This is a genomic window from Aequorivita antarctica (assembly GCF_007997155.1).
GTDB classification, from domain to species: Bacteria; Bacteroidota; Bacteroidia; order Flavobacteriales; family Flavobacteriaceae; genus Aequorivita; species Aequorivita antarctica.
Window position 1 is genome coordinate 35,637 of the sequence record NZ_VORT01000012.1, and the last position, 19,874, is coordinate 55,510.

Consider the following 19,874-nt stretch of genomic DNA (forward strand, 5'->3'; position numbering starts at 1 on the left):
TCTACTTATGACCACAATCCATATAGATGAAGAACTGAACTTGGATAAAACCCATTTTAAGACCATGGAGGAGTTTCAACTGTATTTAATGATGCAGGAAAAGGAACAGATTAAAGACTATTCTTTGAGCGAGGCGCATAACAAAATAATTGATGATCGCGTTGCAGAGGCAGATGCCAACCCCGATAATTATGTTACTTACCAAGAATTCAAAGATTCCTTTAAAAAGAAATAAATGTATCAGTTGCGAATACGGATACTTGCCCAACAAGAAGCCGATGAAATCTTTGATTATTATGGCAATATTAATTCTACACTCGCTTTGATGTTTTTGGAGGTATTGTACGCCCAGCTCGATGTAATTTCAGAAAACCCAGAATTGTTCCAATTGAAATATAAAAGTACGCGGGTACGCTATTTAAGAAAGTTTCCTTTTGGAATACATTATAGAATTGTTGATGAAAGTTTTATCGAAATCCTATCAATAATCCACACCAGCCGCAATCCCGAGATTTGGAAAAAAAGAAAGGATTAACGATTAACGACTGAAAATTATTTATTTTTCGAATCAAGAATCAAGAATCAAGAATCAAGAATCAAGAATCACGAATCACGAATCACGAATCACGAATCACGAATCACAAACCCCAAACCCCAAACTACACTTGAATAACCCCTAAATTAAAAGCTTTTTCAATAGGCGCATGGTTTGCGGCTTCAATGCCCATAGAAATCCATTTTCGCGTGTCCAGCGGATCTATCACTGCATCGGTCCAAATTCTAGAAGCAGCATAATACGGAGAGATCTGTCTGTCATATCTGGCTTTTATTTTATCGAACATTTCTTTTTCATCTTCAGGGGTTATAGTTTCACCTTTCTTTTTGAGCGAAGCAGTTTCAATTTGAAGCAATACTTTTGCGGCGCTGTTTCCGCTCATAACCGCTAGTTCCGCACTTGGCCAAGCTACAATCAATCGTGGATCATAGGCTTTTCCGCACATAGCATAATTTCCGGCACCGTAACTGTTTCCTATTATAATTGTGAATTTTGGAACAACGCTGTTGCTAACGGCATTTACCATTTTGGCACCGTCTTTAATGATACCGCCGTGCTCGCTTTTACTGCCTACCATAAATCCGGTTACATCCTGTAAAAACACAAGTGGGATTTTCTTTTGGTTGCAGTTTGCTATAAAACGAGTCGCTTTATCTGCACTGTCGCTATAAATTACACCGCCAAATTGCATTTCACTCGGTTTGGTTTTGGCCTTTGTAGTTTTTACTAAAGTGCGTTGATTGGCAACAATTCCCACGGCCCAACCGTCTATGCGGGCGTAACCTGTTAATATTGTTTGTCCGTAGCCTTCTTTGTATTCTTCAAAATCGCTATCGTCCACGAGGCGTTTTATAATTTCGCGCATATCGTATTGTTCTGCACGCGATTTTGGTAGTATTCCGTAAATATCTTCTTGTTTTTCCTTTGGCTTTACAGTTTTTTCACGGTTGAAACCGGCTTTGTCAAAATCACCAATTTTGGAAATAATATTTTTTATTTTATTTAAAGCATCTTTATCATCTTTCGCCTTATAATCGGTTACGCCGCTTACTTCACAATGTGTTGTTGCACCACCAAGTGTTTCATTGTCGATGGTTTCGCCAATTGCGGCTTTGACTAGATAACTTCCAGCGAGAAAAATGCTCCCGGTTTTGTCAACTATCAAAGCTTCATCGCTCATAATTGGAAGATAGGCGCCGCCGGCCACACAACTGCCCATAACGGCGGCAATCTGTGTGATGCCCATGCTGCTCATAACGGCGTTGTTTCTAAAAATTCTTCCGAAGTGTTCCTTATCGGGGAAAATTTCATCCTGCATAGGTAAATAAACCCCTGCGCTATCCACCAAATAAATAATCGGTAACCGGTTTTCCATAGAAATTTCCTGTGCGCGAAGATTCTTTTTTGCCGTTATAGGAAACCAAGCGCCCGCTTTTACAGTGGCGTCATTGGCAACAACAATACATTGTTTTCCTTTCACATAACCAATTTTCACAACCACACCGCCACTTGGAGCACCGCCTTGTTCCTCGTACATTCCGTCGCCAGCAAAAGCACAGATTTCAATACTCGGTTTATTGGAATCCAGCAAATATGCAATGCGTTCACGCGCTGTGAGTTTACCCTGTGCGTGCTGTTTGTCAATTCGTTTTTGGCCACCACCAAGTTTAATTTTTGCCAGTCTGTTCTTTAGGTCGGAAACTAAAAGTTTATTGTGGTCTTCGTTTTTGTTGAAGTTCAAATCCATTGAAAATTTATGTTTGCGCTAAAATACAAAATGCTGCAAAGTTTTGGGTTCAAAGTTCAAAGTTTAAAGCTGATTTATTCAATGTCAATCTTGGTTCTTGTCTCTTGACTCTTTATTCTATTATAGCTATTCGCTATTTTCTTGTCGCTAATTCCTTTAGAAACTATGACATTTTGTTAACGAAAATCCATTATATATTGCCGATATTTGCTTTTGCGTGTTTTGCGTGTAAATTTGCAACTTAAAATAAAACAAACAAGAATAGACAATGGGAATGAATAAAAATACAGTACTGGCTTGGGCCACTTTTATAATGATTTTTGTAGGTTGTGTCCTTATTGCCTTAGGTGCTTTCCGCTATGACGATGTTGCTGGATGGGGCTTTGCTGCCGTGGGCATTGGTTTCTTTGCCATTGCTTGGGTTTTTAATGCTTTAAAAGGAAGGGTTTAATTCAGGTATTCAGTCTAAATGACCTAATAACCAAATAACTTGTCAGGAAAAAAAGAAATACGCGAACGGCTTGCCAAACATCTCATAGGTGGTGAGGCTTTTATGTCCGTAACGGAAATGTTGAAGAAAATTTCTTTTGAAGACATCAATACACGACCCGGGAATTTACCGTATTCAATTTATGAATTGTTTTACCATATTGTCTTTGCCCAAAAGGATATTGTAAAATACACTTGTTCTGACGATTATACAGAACCCAAATGGCCAGATTATTATTGGCCGAAGGAAAAAATATGCAGGAGTGCTGTCGAATGGGAAACCCTAAAAGCGGAATATACTACAGATCGTGAACGATTGAAAATTTTTCTATTAAAAGAAGAAAATAAACTGATGCAACCTGTAAAGAATGGAAAGGGAGAACAGACTTTGCTACGTGAAACAATGTTGGTGATTGAGCATAATGCATACCATACTGGGCAGATGATGGTAATTTTAAGGTTGCTAAACCTCCATTAGTTACGGAACACTTAACCTTTAAAACGCTGAAAAAGGTTGAATTTAAAATGAAACAATTAACGAATTAACAAAAAAATGAGCGACGATAAAAAAGTAATTTTCTCAATGTCAGGGTTGACCAAAACCTATCAGAGCGCCCAGACCCCAGTTCTAAAAAATATATATTTAAGTTTCTTCTATGGTGCCAAAATTGGTATCCTCGGTTTAAATGGAAGTGGTAAATCCACTTTATTGCGAATTATTGCTGGCGAAGAAAAAAATTATCAGGGTGATGTGGTCTTTGCTCCAGGTTATACCGTGGGCTATCTTGAACAAGAGCCAAAACTTGATGAGTCAAAAACGGTGCTTGAAGTTGTAAAGGAAGGGGTACAAGAAGTGGTAGATATTCTTGACGAATACAACAAGATAAATGATATGTTTGGTTTACCTGAAGTTTACGAAAATCCTACAAAAATGGATGAACTGATGGATAAGCAAGCTAAACTTCAGGATAAAATTGACGCCACAAATGCATGGGAGCTGGACACCAAACTGGAAATTGCGATGGACGCTTTGCGCACTCCAGAACCCAATAAATTAATAAGTGTTCTTTCTGGTGGTGAAAAAAGAAGGGTCGCGCTTTGTAGATTGCTTTTAAAAGAACCTGATGTATTGTTGCTGGATGAGCCAACAAACCACTTGGATGCCGAAAGCGTGCATTGGTTGGAACATCACCTTTCAGAGTATAAGGGAACCGTGATTGCAGTAACCCACGATAGATATTTCCTTGATAATGTAGCAGGTTGGATTTTAGAATTAGACAGGGGAGAAGGTATTCCTTGGAAAGGTAATTACTCCTCTTGGTTGGATCAAAAATCAAAACGAATGGCACAGGAGCAAAAAACAGCTGGAAAACGCCAAAAAACGTTGGAACGAGAATTGGAATGGGTTCGTCAAGGTGCAAAAGGCCGCCAAACAAAGCAAAAAGCACGTTTGCAGAACTATGACAAACTATTGAGCCAAGATCAAAAACAACTGGACGAAAAACTGGAAATATACATCCCGAACGGTCCGCGTTTGGGAACCAATGTTATTGAAGCAAAAGGTGTTTCAAAAGCGTTTGGCGATAAACTGCTTTACGAAGACTTGAATTTTAAATTACCCCAAGCGGGAATCGTTGGAATAATTGGCCCAAACGGCGCTGGTAAGACCACGATTTTCAAAATGATTATGGGCGAAGAAGCGCCTGATAAAGGTACGTTTGAAGTGGGTGAAACCGCAAAAATTGCCTACGTGGATCAAGCACATTCAAATATAAATCTCGATAAAACTATATGGGAAAACTTCAGCGATAGCCAGGAATTGATTATGATGGGTGGGCGACAAGTGAATTCGAGAGCGTATTTGAGCCGTTTCAATTTCAGCGGAAGCGAACAGAACAAAAAAGTCTCTATGCTCTCCGGGGGAGAACGAAATAGACTTCACCTTGCAATGACTTTAAAAGAAGAGGGAAACGTGCTTTTACTAGATGAGCCAACCAATGACTTGGACGTAAACACGCTTCGTGCCCTTGAGGAAGGTTTGGAAAACTTTGCAGGTTGTGCCGTGGTTATTAGTCACGACCGTTGGTTTTTGGATAGAGTTTGTACACACATTCTTTCTTTCGAAGGAAATAGTGAAGTGTATTATTTTGAAGGTGGTTTCAGCGAATACGAAGAAAATAAAAAGAAACGTGTGGGCGGCGATTTAATGCCGAAGCGAATAAAATACAAAAAATTGATACGATAAGTTATGTTGAAAAATATATTGATACTTGGTTTATTGATAACAATCTCTTCCTGCGGAAGCAAGAAAACGGCAGTGCAAGCCTCAAAAGATTCCAAAGAAGTGGTTTTGGGTAAAAGCGAAGCTGTTTCCTATAAAAGCTTAGGGAATGGAGTTGCTTCAATATCATTGCAACTTTTTGAAAATAACACGTTCAAATTTGATTTCAAAAGCATTCCGCAGCCAGACACTGATGATAAAACAATTACCATTTCAGAAAAAGGAACTTACACTACGGACGGAAATTGGAAAACCTTAAATTTTAAAAACCCGAAATTTTCATTGGCCTCTATTTTTGATGCCAATTATGCTGGTGCGGCAGATTTTAGGGTAATTGATAAAGAAAACGTAAAAATAAATACCGCGAAAAATGCTTTGCCAATTTGGGGCGTTGTTTGCGAAAAGGAGTAAAAAGTAATATAAAATAAGAAATCCCGATTCAAGAACAGAATCGGGATTTTTTAATTTTCAAACTTTGCAATTTATTTGCTGATAATAAGTTTTTTCGTAACAGATTGTTTCCCGCTATTCACTTTCACAAGATAAATCCCTGCAGCAAGGCCATCGGTTTTAACATTGATGTTCTTATTGGCGCCGAAATTTCCATTGAACAATTCCTTTATCTTTTTCCCCGAAATATCATAAAGCTGAATAGTCCCTTCCGAAGAAATATTTTGTGAAATTGTAAATTCTGAAGTCGCAGGATTTGGATAGATTTTGACTGCGTTTGAAGCTAATTCATTAGCTCCCACGCTTAAAAGATCGCTCACATCATAGCTGTGCATGGCTCTTCCAAAAGTACCTGCATAAAGCGTTTTGGTAGGTTCGTGAAATTTTAAATCCATAACCACTGTCAATGGTAGGTTGTTCCCTAGAATTGTCCAGTTTGCGCCATCGTCCTTGGAATACCAAACATTTAAATCTGTTGCAACAAAAAGTATGTTTTCTGCAGGATAAGTGATTATATCGTTCACAGGGATATTTGGTAAATTTGAAGAAATATCCGTCCAATTTTGTCCTCCGTCTGTGGTTTTGAAAACGCGCGGGGTGTAATCCAAATATTTAAAACCTGAAACAGTTACATAAGCAATCATATCATCGCTAGGAACCATTGCGATGGAAGTGATATATTGATCCGGTAGACCGGCACTAACATCTGTCCAAGTTGTTCCCCCATCAAAGGTTACGTTTACGTTTCCGTCATCGCTTCCTGTGTAGATCACATCGAGATTATTATATGAAGCAGCGATTGCAGTAAGCGTTCCGAAGGCTAGCGAGCCACTTGGGTGAAGACCATCCGTTAAATCTGGACTAATTGCAGTCCAAGAAACAGCTCTGGTGGATGTATATAGTTTATTACTTCCGTAATACATTTTATCTGGACTAAAGGGCGAAAGAATAACTGGAGTATTCCAGTTTACACGGTCGCTGCCACTAATTCCATTGGTTCCATTTTGAAAAGTGGTTCCTCCATTGGTTGAACGGCGTAGATTTCCATTTTGTGATTCTGCGTACACATAATTATTATCAATTGGATCTACATTTACATGAAAACCATCACCTCCAATAATGGAGTTCCAATCGTCCAGATTACCTGTCATTGTTCGTATGGTGTTATTATCTTGTGTTCCTCCATATAATCTTTCAGGATGCTGATAATCAACTTCAATGTTGTAAAATTGCGTTATTGGAAGATTTAAAAACTTCGTCCAACTATTACCTCCATTGTTTGAAATATACGCCCCTCCATCGTTTCCAGCGAGCATAAAATTGCTATTTGTTCTCGAAAAATCGAGCGCGTGGTGATCTACGTGCATTCCGTTTAAGGTGCTCCAAGATGCACCGCTATTTGTTGATTTCGCAATATCGAAACCTACAACATAAACTTCTGAAGAATTTGTTGGATTCACCCGAACATTTCCAAAATACCAACCAAAATTAGCATCAATCCCGCTCAAAGCGCCCGCTGGAGTCACGAGCGTCCAATTGTTGCCATTGTCTGTGGATTTGTATAACCCATTGAATTCATTGGTAATTTCATTTGTGGTGAAGCGCGCATAAACTGTTGAAGGGTCAGATTCCGAAACCGCAATACCTATTCTACCAGTTTGGGTATTTGGAGCAGGTAAGCCATTGGCTGCACCCAATTCTGTCCATGTTGTACCACCATCCATAGAACGATGGATTGCAGAAGTAACCCCGCCGTAATCGCGTTGCCAAGGTTTGCGAGTGCGTTCCCACATGGCAGCGTAAATAATGTTTGTATTTGCCACATTCATCGCAACATCTATTGCTGCTGTGGAATCGGTTACGAACAATATTTGTTCCCAGTTTGTTCCTCCATTTGTAGTTCTATAGATTCCGCGTTCCACATTTTTACCGTACAATTGGCCGGTAGCGGCTACGAAAACACGGTCTGGGTTTGTGGGGTCAATTACGATTCGACCAATGTGATTGCTTTCTGGTAGGCCAGCGTTTGTCCATGTATCGCCAGCATTGTCGCTTCTGTATATTCCATCGCCAAAATAAGCACCGTCAGTAGCGCTTCCATTGGCTTCGCCTGTACCTGCATAAATTCGTTGTGCGTTTGATGGAGCTATTGCAATATCGCCTATAGAAGGTTTTGTTACTTCGTCAAAAATTGGGGTCCAGTTTGTTCCGCCATCAAAACTTCTGAAGATACCACCCGTAGCTGTGGCTACGTAAAGATGGTCATCGTTGTCTGGAGCTATTGCAACATCTGTAACTCTTCCGCCAGTATTTAATGGGCCAACAAATGTCCACTCCCCAGCCATTTCAGGAGATCTGTTTGCAAGTATCTGTTTGGATTGCAGAACCGCTTCTTTGTAAGCTTCTTTGTTGATGTAATTATTGGGATAGGCACGCTGATTATACATCCATTCTGCGGGATATTCCATCTTTCCGGTTTCTTTTTCAATACTTTTTTCTTCTGAATTGTTTTTACAACTTGAAAAAAGAAGCGCGGAAAAGAATGTTAGTACTATTAAGTTTAAGGGGAGCTTGTAGTTTTTCATCAATAAAGATTTTGCATTTTAGGTTTTTATAGAATGATCTCGTAATTCACTGATTGTAAATATCGTAATTATTTATTGGGATACCAATCCAATTGCGTAACCTTGATATCGGGATTGCCTGCTTCCACCAAAGATTTGAATTTGGCGACATCGCTTAAACCTTCCGTGCCACGATAATGATAGGGATAAACGGTTTTTGGTTTAAAAGCCAAAACTGCTTCTGCAGCTTTTTCAACCGTCATTGTATAGGGTAAATTCATACAGACAAAAGCGATGTCAATATTTTTAAGATTGCGCATTTCTGGAATATCTTCGGTGTCACCAGAAATATAGATACGTTCACCATTTTTTTCAAGAACATAGCCATTTCCACGGCCTTTTTCGTGAAATTTTAAAGCTTCTGGACGAAGATTGTACATGGGAATTGCTTCAATTGTCATTTCAAAATCATTGATCAAATCACTATTGTTTATAACTTGCGTTTTGTTTTGAAGATTTTCCGGCAACTTTTCAAAAACTGCTTTTGGAGCAAATATTACAGTTTTTTCAACTGCAATCGCTTCAATGGTTGCAGTGTCCAAATGATCGCCGTGGATATCAGTAATCAAAACCATGTCGGGTTCTGTAAACTTCGAAAAAGTTTCTTTTCCACCCACGGGATCTACGTAAATTATGGTTCCATCCCAATTCAAAACCATTGTTGCGTGTTCCACTGGATTTATGGTAAAACCCTTTTCAGTTGCAGCTTCCCCACCATCAACTTCTTCCAGCGGAGTATCAATTATTGTTTCGGACTCAGTTTTTTCCGAAGTATTTTTGCAAGCTATACATACAATTGCTATAAACAACAAATGAGCTAATTTTTTCATATAAATTGATTTTAATGTAATGAAGATACTAAGAAAGAAAGTAGTATTTGCGGTTTTGAAATAATTTAAGAAATTGCATCACTCACCAAACAAGCAATCGCCTTGCCCACTTGATTTGGAAAAATCCCTGCAGAAGGAGAGCCCTCACAAATATGAAAATAACGCGCATATGTATTTTTTGAAAAGTGTGAAACAAATTTCCTGGCTTCGTTCAGAGTAAACCCACTGGGCGAAATGGCGCTGCTGCCCATCATTTCAATGGCGTCCATATCCACTTCAATCCCGAAATTATCGTTGCAGCAGAAATTTTCGGCCTCCTGCAATGCTTCGCCAAAAGATAAGTTTTGATCGATGGAAATAGCTTCAAATAGATTGAATTTTACTCTGTGTGAATTTTTCTCCATTGAATTAAAAACCACTTCCGAAGTATAATTGCGATGAAGCCCAAAGATGAAGTATTTCTCCAAAAACCCATCCACAAAAGCATACGAAAACCCGTTACCGCTATGGCGATGTTCCAAAGACCTGAAATCTGTGTGCGCATCAAAATTAATACAATTGATTGCTTTTTCTATACCTTCGGAAGTGCCCTTTAAATTCCCAAAACTATTGTTATGGCCCCCGCCAATGATTATTGGAAATTTTCCGGCTGCAACAATTGCCCTTACAACTTCAGAAACTTTATGATCTATTTGGGTAACGAGTCCACCAAGTTCTTCTGCATAATGGTTTTCTTCTTTGGAAATGCTTTCTGCCTGCTTCATTTGGGTGTCGCAATCTAATTCACCCAAAAGAATTACGTTTTCAGCATTCGTTAAGTGATTGTGCTGAATGTTTAAAAGGCTTCCCAAAGCGGCTGTCCAAGCTTTAGAAGTCCCTGGATTCCCATAATTGGCCCGAACCCCAATATCTTCTGGGATTCCCAAAAGAACATATTTTGCGGAATGGTTTTTTAAATCCTCGAGCGTTTTTATAAAAGATACTTTTTCACCAAACTTGGTTTCACCGTCTCTTTTTTTGAGGAGGGAAGCGATATCTTTTTCAGAATAAATTTTCAATAAACTCATTTTACTTCTTGACCATTTATAATTACCGAATCAATCAAATTACTGCCAAAAGCATAAGGTAAATAACCGTATGAAGGAATTTCTTTTGTAATGATAAGATTTGCCATTTTTCCTTTGGTAATGCTGCCGTGGGTTTTGCTTAAGCCCATTGCATAAGCGCCATTTATAGTTGCGGCGTTTATAGCTTCTTCAGGTGTAAGCCTCATTTTAATACAGGCTGTTGCAATCACAAAATTCATGTTTCCACTAGGTGTAGAACCTGGATTGTAATCTGTAGCGAGCGCCAACGGCAATCCAGCGTCAATTATTTTTCTGCTAGGTGTGTAGGGAATACTTAAAAAGTAGGAGCAGGAGGGAAGTGCCACAGGCATGGTGTCGCTATTTTTCAATGCATCCAAATCTTCATCTGTCAAAACTTCCAGGTGGTCCACACTCAAGGCTTTGTGTTTTACTGCGGCAGCAATTCCACCGATGCTGTTGAATTGGTTTACGTGTACTTTTGGGATGAGGTTGTGTTTTTTACCTTCTGAAAGAACGCGTTCCATGTCGGCCACAGAAAAATAACCTTCTTCACAAAATATATCCACATATTCGGCGAGCTTTTCTTTGGCTACTTTGGGAAGCATTTCGTTACAGAGCAAGTCTAAATAACCATCTTTGTTGCCCTTGTATTCCGTGGGAATTGCGTGTGCGCCCAAAAATGTTGTTTTAATGGTAATAGGATATTCTTCAGAAAGCTTTTTAGCCACGCGAAGCATTTTCAATTCTGCATCAGTGGTTAGCCCGTACCCGCTCTTTATTTCTATTGCGCCTGTACCAAGACGCATCACTTCTTCCAGTCTTGCAGCAGATTGATGGTATAAATCTTCTTCTGAAGTTTGTTGCAGTTTTTTTGCGCTATTGACGATTCCACCACCTTTTTCTGCGATTTCTTGGTAGCTCAGTCCATTGATCCTATCTACAAACTCCTGTTCCCGGTTCCCAGCGTAAACTAGGTGTGTGTGGCTGTCGCACCAAGCTGGCAGCACCATTTTCCCGCTGCAATCCAAGGTTTTAAATCCTTGGTGCGGCCCCATTTTGTCCATTGTTCCGTAATCTTCAATAATACCGTGGTTTATAAACACCCACGCGTTTTTTAAAGTAGGGAGTTCTTTCATTTCTTTCCCACTTAGTTTTTTTGGGCAGTTTTCGCGGACTTGGAGCAATTCTTTTATATGTGTGAGTAGTAATTTCATTGTAAGAATTTAATAGCGGTTATTTTTTATAAAGATAGAAAAACTAAATGCTAAAAGGGAAGTGCCAATTTTCAAATTTGGAATTTATTTGTCATTTGATTTTTGATATTTAGGATTTTCTTCTCAGTTATTTATACCTTTAACCAACTGAAAATTACTTTAAATGAAATCAAAAAATATAGGAATCAACACCATCTGCACCCACATTGGCGAGGTGGAAGATAAACAGTTTAAAGGCGCCATTTCGCCTTTATATATGTCCAGTAGCTACGCCTATGAAGATGTGGATGTAAAACGCTATCCGCGTTATTTCAACACCCCAAACCAAGAGGCACTCTGTAAAAAAGTAGCGATGCTTGAAAAAAGTGAGGCGGGACTTATCTTCGGAAGTGGAATGGCAGCTGTGAGTACTACAATGCTGGCATTTTTGCACAAAGGTGATCACGTTGTACTTCCGCAGACCTTGTATGGAGGAACGTATAATTTCGTTGTTGAAGAATTTCACAAATTTGGAATAGAATACTCCTTTGCCGAAGGTTTTTCGGAAAAAGATTTTTCTGAAAAAATTCAGAAGAATACCAAAGTGATATTTGTTGAAACCCCTTCAAATCCCTTAATGCGAATTACAGATTTGGAAATGATTTCACGAATTGCAAAACCTCAGGGAATCGTTACGATGATTGACAATACGTTTGCTTCCCCAGTAAACCAAACTCCAGTCGACTTTGGAATAGACATTATGATTCACAGTGCCACGAAATATATGGGCGGTCATAGTGATATTTTAGCAGGTGCGGTAGCTGCAAGCGAAGATCATATAAAAAAGATATGGAATCTTGCCAAAAACTTGGGCGGAAGCCTTAGCGACTATACTGTATGGCTTTTGGAGCGAAGTATGAAAACAATGGTGTTGCGCGTAAAAGCACAAAATAAAAATGCAAAAAAAATGGCCAAATGGTTGGATAAACATCCGTTGGTAGAAAAAGTTTACTATCCAGGATTGAAAAACCATCCCGATTACGAACTTGCAAAAAAGCAAATGAACGGTTATACAGGAATGCTTTCTTTCGAAATAAACGAATCATTGAATGTTGGCGATTTTTTAAAAGCGTTGAAATTGATTAAACCGTCGATGAGCTTGGCGGGAGTGGAATCTACCATTCTTTCACCAACAAAAACATCACACGCATTATTGACAGCTGAAGCTCGCAAAGAACAGGGTATTAGTGATGGTCTGCTTCGTTTTTCAGTGGGAATTGAAGAAATAGAAGATATAATTGCCGATTTGGAAGCTGCCTTTCAAAAGGTTTCCAAAATGGAAAAAATTTAAATAAATAATATGAAGATTGACATACTCGCCATTGGCGCACACCCTGACGATGTAGAATTGGGCTGTTCGGCAACTTTGGCAAAAGAAATAAGCAAAGGCAAGAAAGTAGGCATTTTAGATCTTACCCGAGGTGAGCTTGGAACGCGAGGCACTGCAGAAATACGGGACAAAGAAGCTGCCGACGCGGCAAAAATTTTAGGAGTAAAGTTTCGACACAACCTTGAGTTTTCCGATGGATTTTTGGTGAACAATGCTGCATCGCAACATGAAATTATTAAAATTATCAGAAAATATCAGCCAGATGTGGTTCTTTGTAACGCTATTGATGATAGGCACATTGACCACGGAAAAGCGAGTAAACTTGCCAGTGATGCCTGTTTTTTAAGTGGCTTGCAAAAAATTGAAACGATTCAGGACGGCAATCATCAAAAAGCTTGGCGGCCAAAGCACGTTTATCATTACATTCAATGGAAAAATATTGAGCCCGATTTTGTAGTAGATGTCACGGATTTTATGGAGAAAAAATTGGAAGCTGTTTTTGCATATAAAAGCCAATTTCATCAAAAAGAACCCGATGAACCGGAAACACCAATTTCCTCAACAAATTTTAGGGATAGCATTACATACCGAGCACAGGACTTGGGAAGGCTAATTGGAACTGAATATGGGGAAGGCTTTACTGCGGAAAGGTACCCCGCTGTGAATTCAATTTTCGATTTAATTTAATTTTCTTTATAGTTAGTATTGCGCAACCGTAAGATTTGATTTATATTTGCGTCCGCTTAGCGAAGTTGTGTGTTAAAGCACAATAAATGGTGGTTGTAGCTCAGCTGGTTAGAGCATCGGTTTGTGGTACCGAGGGTCGCCGGTTCGAACCCGGTCTTCCACCCAAGACAAAAGCTTCTCAGAAATGAGAGGCTTTTTTTTATGCAAAAACTTCAAACTGTGCTACCGGGTGAGAAGTTTATCCTGAGCGCAGTCGAAGGGAACCCGGTCTTCCACCCAAGACAAAAGCTTCTCAGAAATGAGAGGCTTTTTTTTATGTTATAACGGTCTTCCATCCAAAAAAAAACCTCCCTTTTATGGGAGGATTTTTTCGTTTAAGTTCGTGGGGTTTATAGATTCTAGTCCACCTTTATCCTTTGATCTCGATTGGCTACTTCCCATGCTGTCAAAAAGATAAGCTGGGCTCTTTTCGCCATTAAATCGTATTCAATTTTATCGGGCGTATCGGTTATTTTGTGATAATCTTCATGAACGCCGTTGAAATAGAAAATGATCGGCACGTTGTTTTTTGCGAAATTGTAATGATCACTTCGGTAATAAAAACGATTTGAATCATTGGGATCATCGTATTTGTAATCTAGTTCCAGCTTTGTGTATTCATCATTAACTGCAGTAGAAATATCCTGCAATTCTTGGCTCAGCTTGTTGCTTCCTATTAAATAGATATAATCTGGGTTGTCCTTTTTATCTGGATCAATTCTGCCAATCATGTCAATATTGAGATCGCATACCGTATTTTTCAATGGAAATAAAGGGTTTTCAGTATAATAACGCGAACCATAAAGACCAATTTCTTCACCCGTTACGTGCAAAAAAAGTATAGATCGTTTTGGTGGATGACCGTCTTTTACAGCTTGGTGAAAGGCTTGGGCTATTTCCAGTATGGAAACCGTGCCACTGCCATCGTCATCTGCTCCGTTAAAAACATTTCCTTCCTTGTCCATCCCCACGTGGTCTAAATGCGCAGAAATAACAACAATTTCTTCGGGCTTTTCAGAACCTTTTATAAATGCGACTACATTTTCAGAAGCTTGTGGATCTCTTCTCCCTGCAAAAAAACTAGCGGGAATATCCTGGAAATAATCATTGGTTCCCCGAGCAGCTGAAATTCCTTCTTTTTTATAAAAATCACGAATATATTCTGCCGCCATTTTTTGGCCCTTGGAGCCAGTCATTCTGCCTTCCATTTCGTCTCCAGCATAAATGTATAGATGCTTTTTAAGGTCTTTTGCGGTTATGGTATTTGCGTAATCAAGGCTGGTTTTTTTTGGACCATTAGAGCTTTGTGTGGCATTACAGCATAAAATGAAAGGCGAAAAAATAAAGAAAAATATAAGCTTCATAAATTTGAGGGGTTCTGATTATTCAAAGGAAATGAGTTCATAATCTTCGGGAGCTAGACCACCTTCTCCAATTTTTTTATAGTTTAAAGTATATATTTTTAAAACTTCGTTGCCATCACGGTCTTGTGATTTCACGGTAATCTTTACTATATAACTTATCCCGATGGAGGCTTCTCCTGTTTTGGTTTCGGTCAATTCTATATCATCGTTAATAAACTTTGTGCCTTCGGGAAGTTGCAATTTTTCAATGGCGTCTTTTTTGGCAAGTTCGCGAACTACCGTCTCTTGTTTATTTTCTGTGGAGCAAGAAACCACGAGAAATGTTATTAATATGAATGCTAATTTTTGCATAACAATTTGTTTTAAGTTAAAAGGTTAACGGGTAAAGATAAAATAAGTTGAATGCCTTAATGCAAAAGTTTTGTGAAAAATATCTGTTTGAATATTTCGCACTAAAATTGTAGTGTAGACAATGCCTATATTTGCAAAAAAAACTGAAAAAAGATGAAGGTAGAACAAATTTATACTGGATGCCTTTCCCAAGGAGCATATTACATAGAGAGCAACGGAGAAGCCGCAATTATTGATCCGTTGCGGGAAACAAAGCCTTATTTGGAACGTGTTAAAAACGACAACGCGAAGATTAAATATATTTTTGAAACCCACTTTCATGCCGATTTTGTGAGTGGACATATAACACTTTCCCAGCAAACCGGAGCTTATATTGTTTATGGACCTACGGCAAAGCCATCTTTTGAAACCATAGTAGCCAAGGATGGACAAACATTTAAAATTGGTAACGTAACCATAACCGCAATGCATACACCGGGGCATACCATGGAAAGCACTACCTATTTGTTAAAAGATGAAAATGGTAAGGATTACGCAATATTCAGTGGAGACACCCTGTTTTTGGGCGATGTTGGTCGTCCCGACCTTGCTCAAAAAGCAAATGAAATTACTCAGGAAGACTTGGCTGGGATTTTGTTTGACAGTCTTCGAAATAAAATAATGCCTTTAGCTGATGATGTAATTGTTTATCCTGCGCACGGAGCCGGTTCTGCTTGCGGAAAAAACATGATGAAAGAGACCGTGGACACTTTAGGCAACCAAAAGAAAATGAACTATGCCCTACGGGCAGATATGACCCGCGAAGAATTCATTAAAGAAGTAACCGACGGTTTGGCGCCGCCGCCATTGTATTTTCCGATGAATGTAAAAATGAATCGAGAAGGTTACACTGCTTTTGATGACGTAATTACGCAAGGAACAACTCCATTGAATCCAAGTACATTTGAAAGAATGGCGAACGAAACCGATGCAATTGTGCTGGACGTTCGTAATCAAATTGAATTTATTGACGGACATATTCCCCGTTCCATATTTATTGGTTTGGATGGTGGCTTTGCTCCGTGGGTAGGCGCTTTGTTGGCTGATGTGGAACAAAAAATACTTTTAGTTGCTTCCCCAGGAAGGGAAGAAGAAGCAGTTACTAGATTATCAAGGGTTGGTTTTGATAGAACTCTTGGTTATTTGCAAGGAGGTATTGAAGCCTGGAAAGAAGCCGGAAAGGAACTTGATACTTTGGAATCTATTGATGCCGAAAACTTTAAGGAAAAACTGGAAAACGAAATTTCTGTCTTCGATGTTCGCAATGATGGCGAGTATGCCAATGGCAGAATATCTTGTGCATCCCACGCGCCATTGGGATTTTTGAACCAGTATGTGAGTGGTTTTCCAAATGGAGATAAGTGTTATCTTTATTGTGCGGGTGGCTATCGCTCTGTAATTGCCGCTTCCATCTTGAAAAGTAGGGGCATTCACAATGTGGTAAATGTTGCGGGAGGTATTGCTGCTATTAAAAACGTTGGTATTCCCGTCTTGTAATTTCAAAAGTAAGTTTATAAAAGTAAAGTCCTCAATAAACAATTGAGGGCTTTTTTTATGGCTATTTTAAATCCACTTTCTTTTTAAATATTTCTAATATATCTTAAAAACAATGCTTTCTGTAGTTTATAAAATACTGTAAATCAATATTAAAAACAGTTTTGTTAAACTTTTCTGAAAAAAGATTAAACAAAATAATATATTTCTTAGTTTTACTTCGAACAAAAAAATATATGTATTATGAAAAAAGTTTTACCAATTATTGCAATTGTTCTATTTACAGTTAATTCAATTGCACAAACAGCACGTGTACAAGTGATACACAACTCAGCCGATGCAGCTGCAGCAGAAGTAGATGTCTATATAAATGCAGATTTAGCTCTAGACGATTTTGCCTTTAGAACAGCCACTCCGTTTCTTGACCTTCCAGCAGGTGTACAGATTAATATCGGTATAGCTCCAGGAAATAGTACAGATGTAGGAGATGTGCTATTAACGGTACCTGTAACGCTTACTGAAAATGAAAAATATATAGTGGTAGCGGATGGTATTGTTAGTCCGACTGGTTATAATCCAGCACCGCCATTAAGTCTTCAGGTTTTTCCAATGGCAAGAGAAATGGCTGCAGACCCTACCAATGTAGATGTTTTAGTACATCATGGCGCTACAGACGCTCCAACTGTTGACGTAGTTGAAACAGGCGTAGGTGCTGGAACTATTGTAGATGATATTTCTTACACAGAATTTCAAGGGTATTTGGAGCTTCCAACTGCCGATTACATTCTTGATATAACGGATGAAACGGGCACAGTGACCGTCGCCAGATACCAAGCGCCATTGGCAACTTTAGGATTGGAAGGGGCGGCCTTAACGGTTTTAGCTTCAGGATTTTTAGATCCTTCACAAAACTCAAATGGTCCTGCTTTTGGGTTGTATGTTGCTAGTCCATTAGGTGGTGCTCTTTTAGCACTTCCATCAGCTCCTTTAAGTGTTTCTGAATTTGATTCTTCGGGATTTGCCCTTTATCCAAACCCTGCAAATGAAAGATTAAACATCAGTGCAACAGGAATAGATTTAAGTCAATATTCAGTAGCGGTTACAGATATGTTAGGTCGTCAAGTTTCAAAAGCTGAAATAAGTGTTGATGGAATTATTGATATTAGTAATTTAAGTGAGGGAATTTATAATTTAACCATTTTGGATAATAACAAACCAGTAGTGAATAAGAAGTTTGTTAAAAACTAGTATGTTGTTAGAATTAGTTAAATCGGAAAGCCCTGAAACAATTAAGTTCCAGGGCTTTTTTCTTGCCATCTTTCTTCTTCATATTGCTGAGTTATTCAACATCGGCAAGATCTTCTAAAGTTTTAACACGGTTAAGTGTATTGTGGATTTCTGTTGCCTGATTTTTCAGGAGTCCAGAAATATTTGGAGAAAAGTTTTGCTTTTGCAACTTCTCTTCATATTCTTTCCAGCTAGCTTTTTCACCTCGGATGCATTCTTCCAAAACTGCTTCATCAGTATTTCCAGCTACTGAGCTTTTAATATCAATCCAAGTTCTGTGCAAATTCCCAGTAAGGCTTCCGCTTTCTTTTGGTTGTTCGTTTAGATTTCTTATTTGTTGGTCTAGTTCTGTTGCAAAACGGCTTCGTTGTGCAGCTTGGTTCTGAAGAAAGCGTTTCAGATTTTGGTTTTTAGCATCTTTCATCGCTTTGGTGAAACCTTTTTCTGCGTCATAATTTTTTTCCAACAAATCCTGAAGATTATTCACTACATTTTCGTGAATGTTTTGATCGGCTTTTTCTTTTGTAGTTTCCATAGTTTTGTTTTTTAAAATTTTATTTAAAGATAATTCTATTAGAAAGAAATGAATCTTAGTGATTTCACAATTGAGAGGTGTTTAACGAACTTTGTTAAAAGTTTTCACATTGTATATTATCAGAAATAATAAAAAAATATTAAAGTTTATTTATAATAGAAGGTATTGATTAACTTTCAATAAAAAACTATGGATATACGTTCAAACGAGCCATTTTGGCTTATTAAAAACTCCCTTCCTTACAGTTATCCTTCTTTACAAAAATCAATTTCTTCCGAAGTCTTAATTATTGGCGCGGGAATTACTGGAGCGCTTATCGCTTATAAACTTCTTGAAGAGGGCAAAAAAGTAATTATGGTAGATCGCCGCGATGTTGCTAATGGAAGTACTTCGGCAAGCACTTCGATGCTTCAATATGAAATAGACGTACCATTGCATAAATTGATCGATCAGGTAGGATTAACCTGCGCAGTTTCCAGTTATCAGAATTGTGAGAAGGCAATTAAGGATTTAAAAAAAATTGTAACTAAAATTGGTAGCGATTGCGGATTTGAATATAAAAAAAGTATCTATTTCGCTTCATCAAAAAAAGATTTAACTTTTTTGAAAAATGAATTTGAAGCAAGGCAACGACACGGTTTTAAGGTTAAATGGCTATCAAAAGAAGATGTAAAAGAACTTGGACTAAATGCCTACGCAGCTATAGAATCTCAATCTGGAGCTGTGATGGATGTATATAAATTGGCTAATGACTTATTAAAATACTGCAGTATAAAGGGAGTGGAAATTTATGACAGAACGGATATTGTGGAAATTAAAAGGAAAAATGACAAAACAATAGCCAAAACAAAATCAGGTTTCGCAATTGAAGTTGATCACGTGGTACACTGCACAGGTTATGAAAGTACGGAAACCATTAAGGAAAATATTGTAAATTTAAAAAGCACATTTGCCTTGGCGTCAGAAGCATTTGAAACGCTTCCAAAGGCATTTAAAAATCATATTTATTGGAATACAGATGCCCCATATTTATATTTTAGGAGCACTGATGATGGCCGGATAGTGATGGGCGGAGGCGATCGAGATTTTAAAAACGCCATTCGCCGTGATGCTTTACTTCCAAAGAAAGAAAAGGAACTTACCAAAAAGTTTCAGAAATGTTTCCCCGAAATACCGTTTATTGCAGATTATTCATGGGCGGGAATTTTTGGCGAAACCAAGGATGGCTTACCGTATTTTGGAAAACCAGATACTGAAAATGATGAACATTATATCTTGGGTTTTGGAGGAAATGGGATTACTTTCAGTGTGATGGGAATGGACGCATTAATTAATTCCATCAATAAAACGCCACATCCTTATCTGGAATATTATAAATTCAACCGATAATTAATTTAAAAATTTATAGATACTAAAAATTATGGAAAATT

At 38.3% G+C, this 19,874-nt stretch carries 19 protein-coding genes and 1 tRNA gene; 12 read left to right on the forward strand and 8 right to left on the reverse strand.

What is annotated here, in order from left to right; translation table 11 throughout:
* Positions 1-7 precede the first annotated feature (7 nt).
* Entirely contained in the window at positions 8-235 is a 228-nt protein-coding gene (locus ESU54_RS14820) for a hypothetical protein (RefSeq protein ID WP_111845031.1), read from the forward strand.
* Positions 236-535, forward strand: coding sequence for a type II toxin-antitoxin system RelE/ParE family toxin (locus tag ESU54_RS14825; RefSeq protein WP_111845032.1), 300 nt, complete (start codon positions 236-238; stop codon positions 533-535).
* A 124-nt stretch (positions 536-659) separates the two neighbouring features.
* Here ESU54_RS14825 and ESU54_RS14830 read toward each other — a convergent pair whose 3' ends face one another.
* Positions 660-2,303 (reverse strand): acyl-CoA carboxylase subunit beta, encoded by a 1,644-nt coding sequence (locus ESU54_RS14830; protein ID WP_111845033.1) that lies wholly within the window; start codon positions 2,301-2,303, stop codon positions 660-662.
* A gap of 268 nt (positions 2,304-2,571) precedes the next feature.
* On the opposite strand from ESU54_RS14830, the gene ESU54_RS14835 reads away from it, so the two are divergent.
* From ESU54_RS14835 to ESU54_RS14850, 4 genes are all read left to right on the forward strand, one after another.
* Positions 2,572-2,754 carry a CAL67264 family membrane protein gene (locus tag ESU54_RS14835; protein WP_111845035.1) on the forward strand — a complete coding sequence of 61 codons (183 nt, stop codon included), beginning with the start codon at positions 2,572-2,574 and terminating at the stop codon, positions 2,752-2,754.
* 39 nt (positions 2,755-2,793) lie between these two features.
* Complete coding sequence (locus tag ESU54_RS14840) at positions 2,794-3,270, forward strand: DinB family protein (protein WP_235004601.1); 477 nt, start codon at positions 2,794-2,796, stop codon at positions 3,268-3,270.
* A 75-nt stretch (positions 3,271-3,345) separates the two neighbouring features.
* A complete protein-coding gene (gene ettA / locus ESU54_RS14845; RefSeq protein WP_111845036.1) occupies positions 3,346-5,037 on the forward strand; it encodes an energy-dependent translational throttle protein EttA in 1,692 nt (563 codons plus the stop codon).
* Between the two features lie 3 nt (positions 5,038-5,040).
* Positions 5,041-5,484 carry a hypothetical protein gene (locus ESU54_RS14850; protein WP_111845037.1) on the forward strand — a complete coding sequence of 148 codons (444 nt, stop codon included), beginning with the start codon at positions 5,041-5,043 and terminating at the stop codon, positions 5,482-5,484.
* A gap of 71 nt (positions 5,485-5,555) precedes the next feature.
* Here the strand turns inward: ESU54_RS14850 and ESU54_RS14855 are convergent, their stop codons facing one another.
* From ESU54_RS14855 to hutI, 4 genes are all read right to left on the reverse strand, one after another.
* The gene (locus ESU54_RS14855) at positions 5,556-8,108 is read right to left on the reverse strand and encodes a T9SS type A sorting domain-containing protein (RefSeq protein WP_111845038.1); all 2,553 of its coding nucleotides are present in this window, start codon (positions 8,106-8,108) and stop codon (positions 5,556-5,558) included.
* 68 nt (positions 8,109-8,176) lie between these two features.
* Positions 8,177-8,977 (reverse strand): MBL fold metallo-hydrolase, encoded by an 801-nt coding sequence (locus ESU54_RS14860; RefSeq protein WP_111845039.1) that lies wholly within the window; start codon positions 8,975-8,977, stop codon positions 8,177-8,179.
* A 65-nt stretch (positions 8,978-9,042) separates the two neighbouring features.
* The gene (locus tag ESU54_RS14865) at positions 9,043-10,044 is read right to left on the reverse strand and encodes a formimidoylglutamase (protein WP_111845040.1); all 1,002 of its coding nucleotides are present in this window, start codon (positions 10,042-10,044) and stop codon (positions 9,043-9,045) included.
* Entirely contained in the window at positions 10,041-11,279 is a 1,239-nt protein-coding gene (gene hutI / locus ESU54_RS14870; RefSeq protein WP_111845041.1) for an imidazolonepropionase, read from the reverse strand. The genes ESU54_RS14865 and hutI overlap by 4 nt, the downstream gene beginning before the upstream one ends.
* 163 nt (positions 11,280-11,442) lie before the next feature.
* Here hutI and ESU54_RS14875 point away from each other — a divergent pair, with 163 nt between their 5' ends.
* The 3 genes from ESU54_RS14875 to ESU54_RS14885 all read left to right on the forward strand — a co-directional run bounded on the left by ESU54_RS14875 (position 11,443) and on the right by ESU54_RS14885 (position 13,499).
* Positions 11,443-12,609 carry a trans-sulfuration enzyme family protein gene (locus tag ESU54_RS14875; protein WP_111845042.1) on the forward strand — a complete coding sequence of 389 codons (1,167 nt, stop codon included), beginning with the start codon at positions 11,443-11,445 and terminating at the stop codon, positions 12,607-12,609.
* 9 nt (positions 12,610-12,618) lie between these two features.
* Entirely contained in the window at positions 12,619-13,335 is a 717-nt protein-coding gene (bshB1, locus tag ESU54_RS14880) for a bacillithiol biosynthesis deacetylase BshB1 (RefSeq protein ID WP_111845043.1), read from the forward strand.
* 88 nt (positions 13,336-13,423) lie between these two features.
* Positions 13,424-13,499: transfer RNA gene (locus ESU54_RS14885), tRNA-His, on the forward strand.
* Positions 13,500-13,733: 234 nt separating this feature from the next.
* Here the strand turns inward: ESU54_RS14885 and ESU54_RS14890 are convergent.
* A complete protein-coding gene (locus tag ESU54_RS14890; RefSeq protein WP_111845044.1) occupies positions 13,734-14,738 on the reverse strand; it encodes a M28 family metallopeptidase in 1,005 nt (334 codons plus the stop codon).
* An 18-nt stretch (positions 14,739-14,756) separates the two neighbouring features.
* Entirely contained in the window at positions 14,757-15,089 is a 333-nt protein-coding gene (locus ESU54_RS14895) for a hypothetical protein (RefSeq protein WP_111845045.1), read from the reverse strand.
* A 153-nt stretch (positions 15,090-15,242) separates the two neighbouring features.
* On the opposite strand from ESU54_RS14895, the gene ESU54_RS14900 reads away from it, so the two are divergent.
* Together ESU54_RS14900 and ESU54_RS14905 are read left to right on the forward strand one after the other, a co-directional pair.
* Positions 15,243-16,625, forward strand: a complete 1,383-nt coding sequence (locus ESU54_RS14900) for an MBL fold metallo-hydrolase (RefSeq protein ID WP_111845046.1) — start codon at positions 15,243-15,245, stop codon at positions 16,623-16,625.
* A gap of 240 nt (positions 16,626-16,865) precedes the next feature.
* The gene (locus ESU54_RS14905; RefSeq protein ID WP_160113291.1) at positions 16,866-17,870 is read left to right on the forward strand and encodes a T9SS type A sorting domain-containing protein; all 1,005 of its coding nucleotides are present in this window, start codon (positions 16,866-16,868) and stop codon (positions 17,868-17,870) included.
* Between the two features lie 91 nt (positions 17,871-17,961).
* Here the strand turns inward: ESU54_RS14905 and ESU54_RS14910 are convergent, their stop codons facing one another.
* Positions 17,962-18,444 carry a ferritin-like domain-containing protein gene (locus ESU54_RS14910; protein ID WP_111845047.1) on the reverse strand — a complete coding sequence of 161 codons (483 nt, stop codon included), beginning with the start codon at positions 18,442-18,444 and terminating at the stop codon, positions 17,962-17,964.
* A 189-nt stretch (positions 18,445-18,633) separates the two neighbouring features.
* On the opposite strand from ESU54_RS14910, the gene ESU54_RS14915 reads away from it, so the two are divergent.
* Positions 18,634-19,833 (forward strand): NAD(P)/FAD-dependent oxidoreductase, encoded by a 1,200-nt coding sequence (locus ESU54_RS14915; RefSeq protein ID WP_111845048.1) that lies wholly within the window; start codon positions 18,634-18,636, stop codon positions 19,831-19,833.
* The last annotated feature ends 41 nt before the right edge of the window (positions 19,834-19,874 follow it).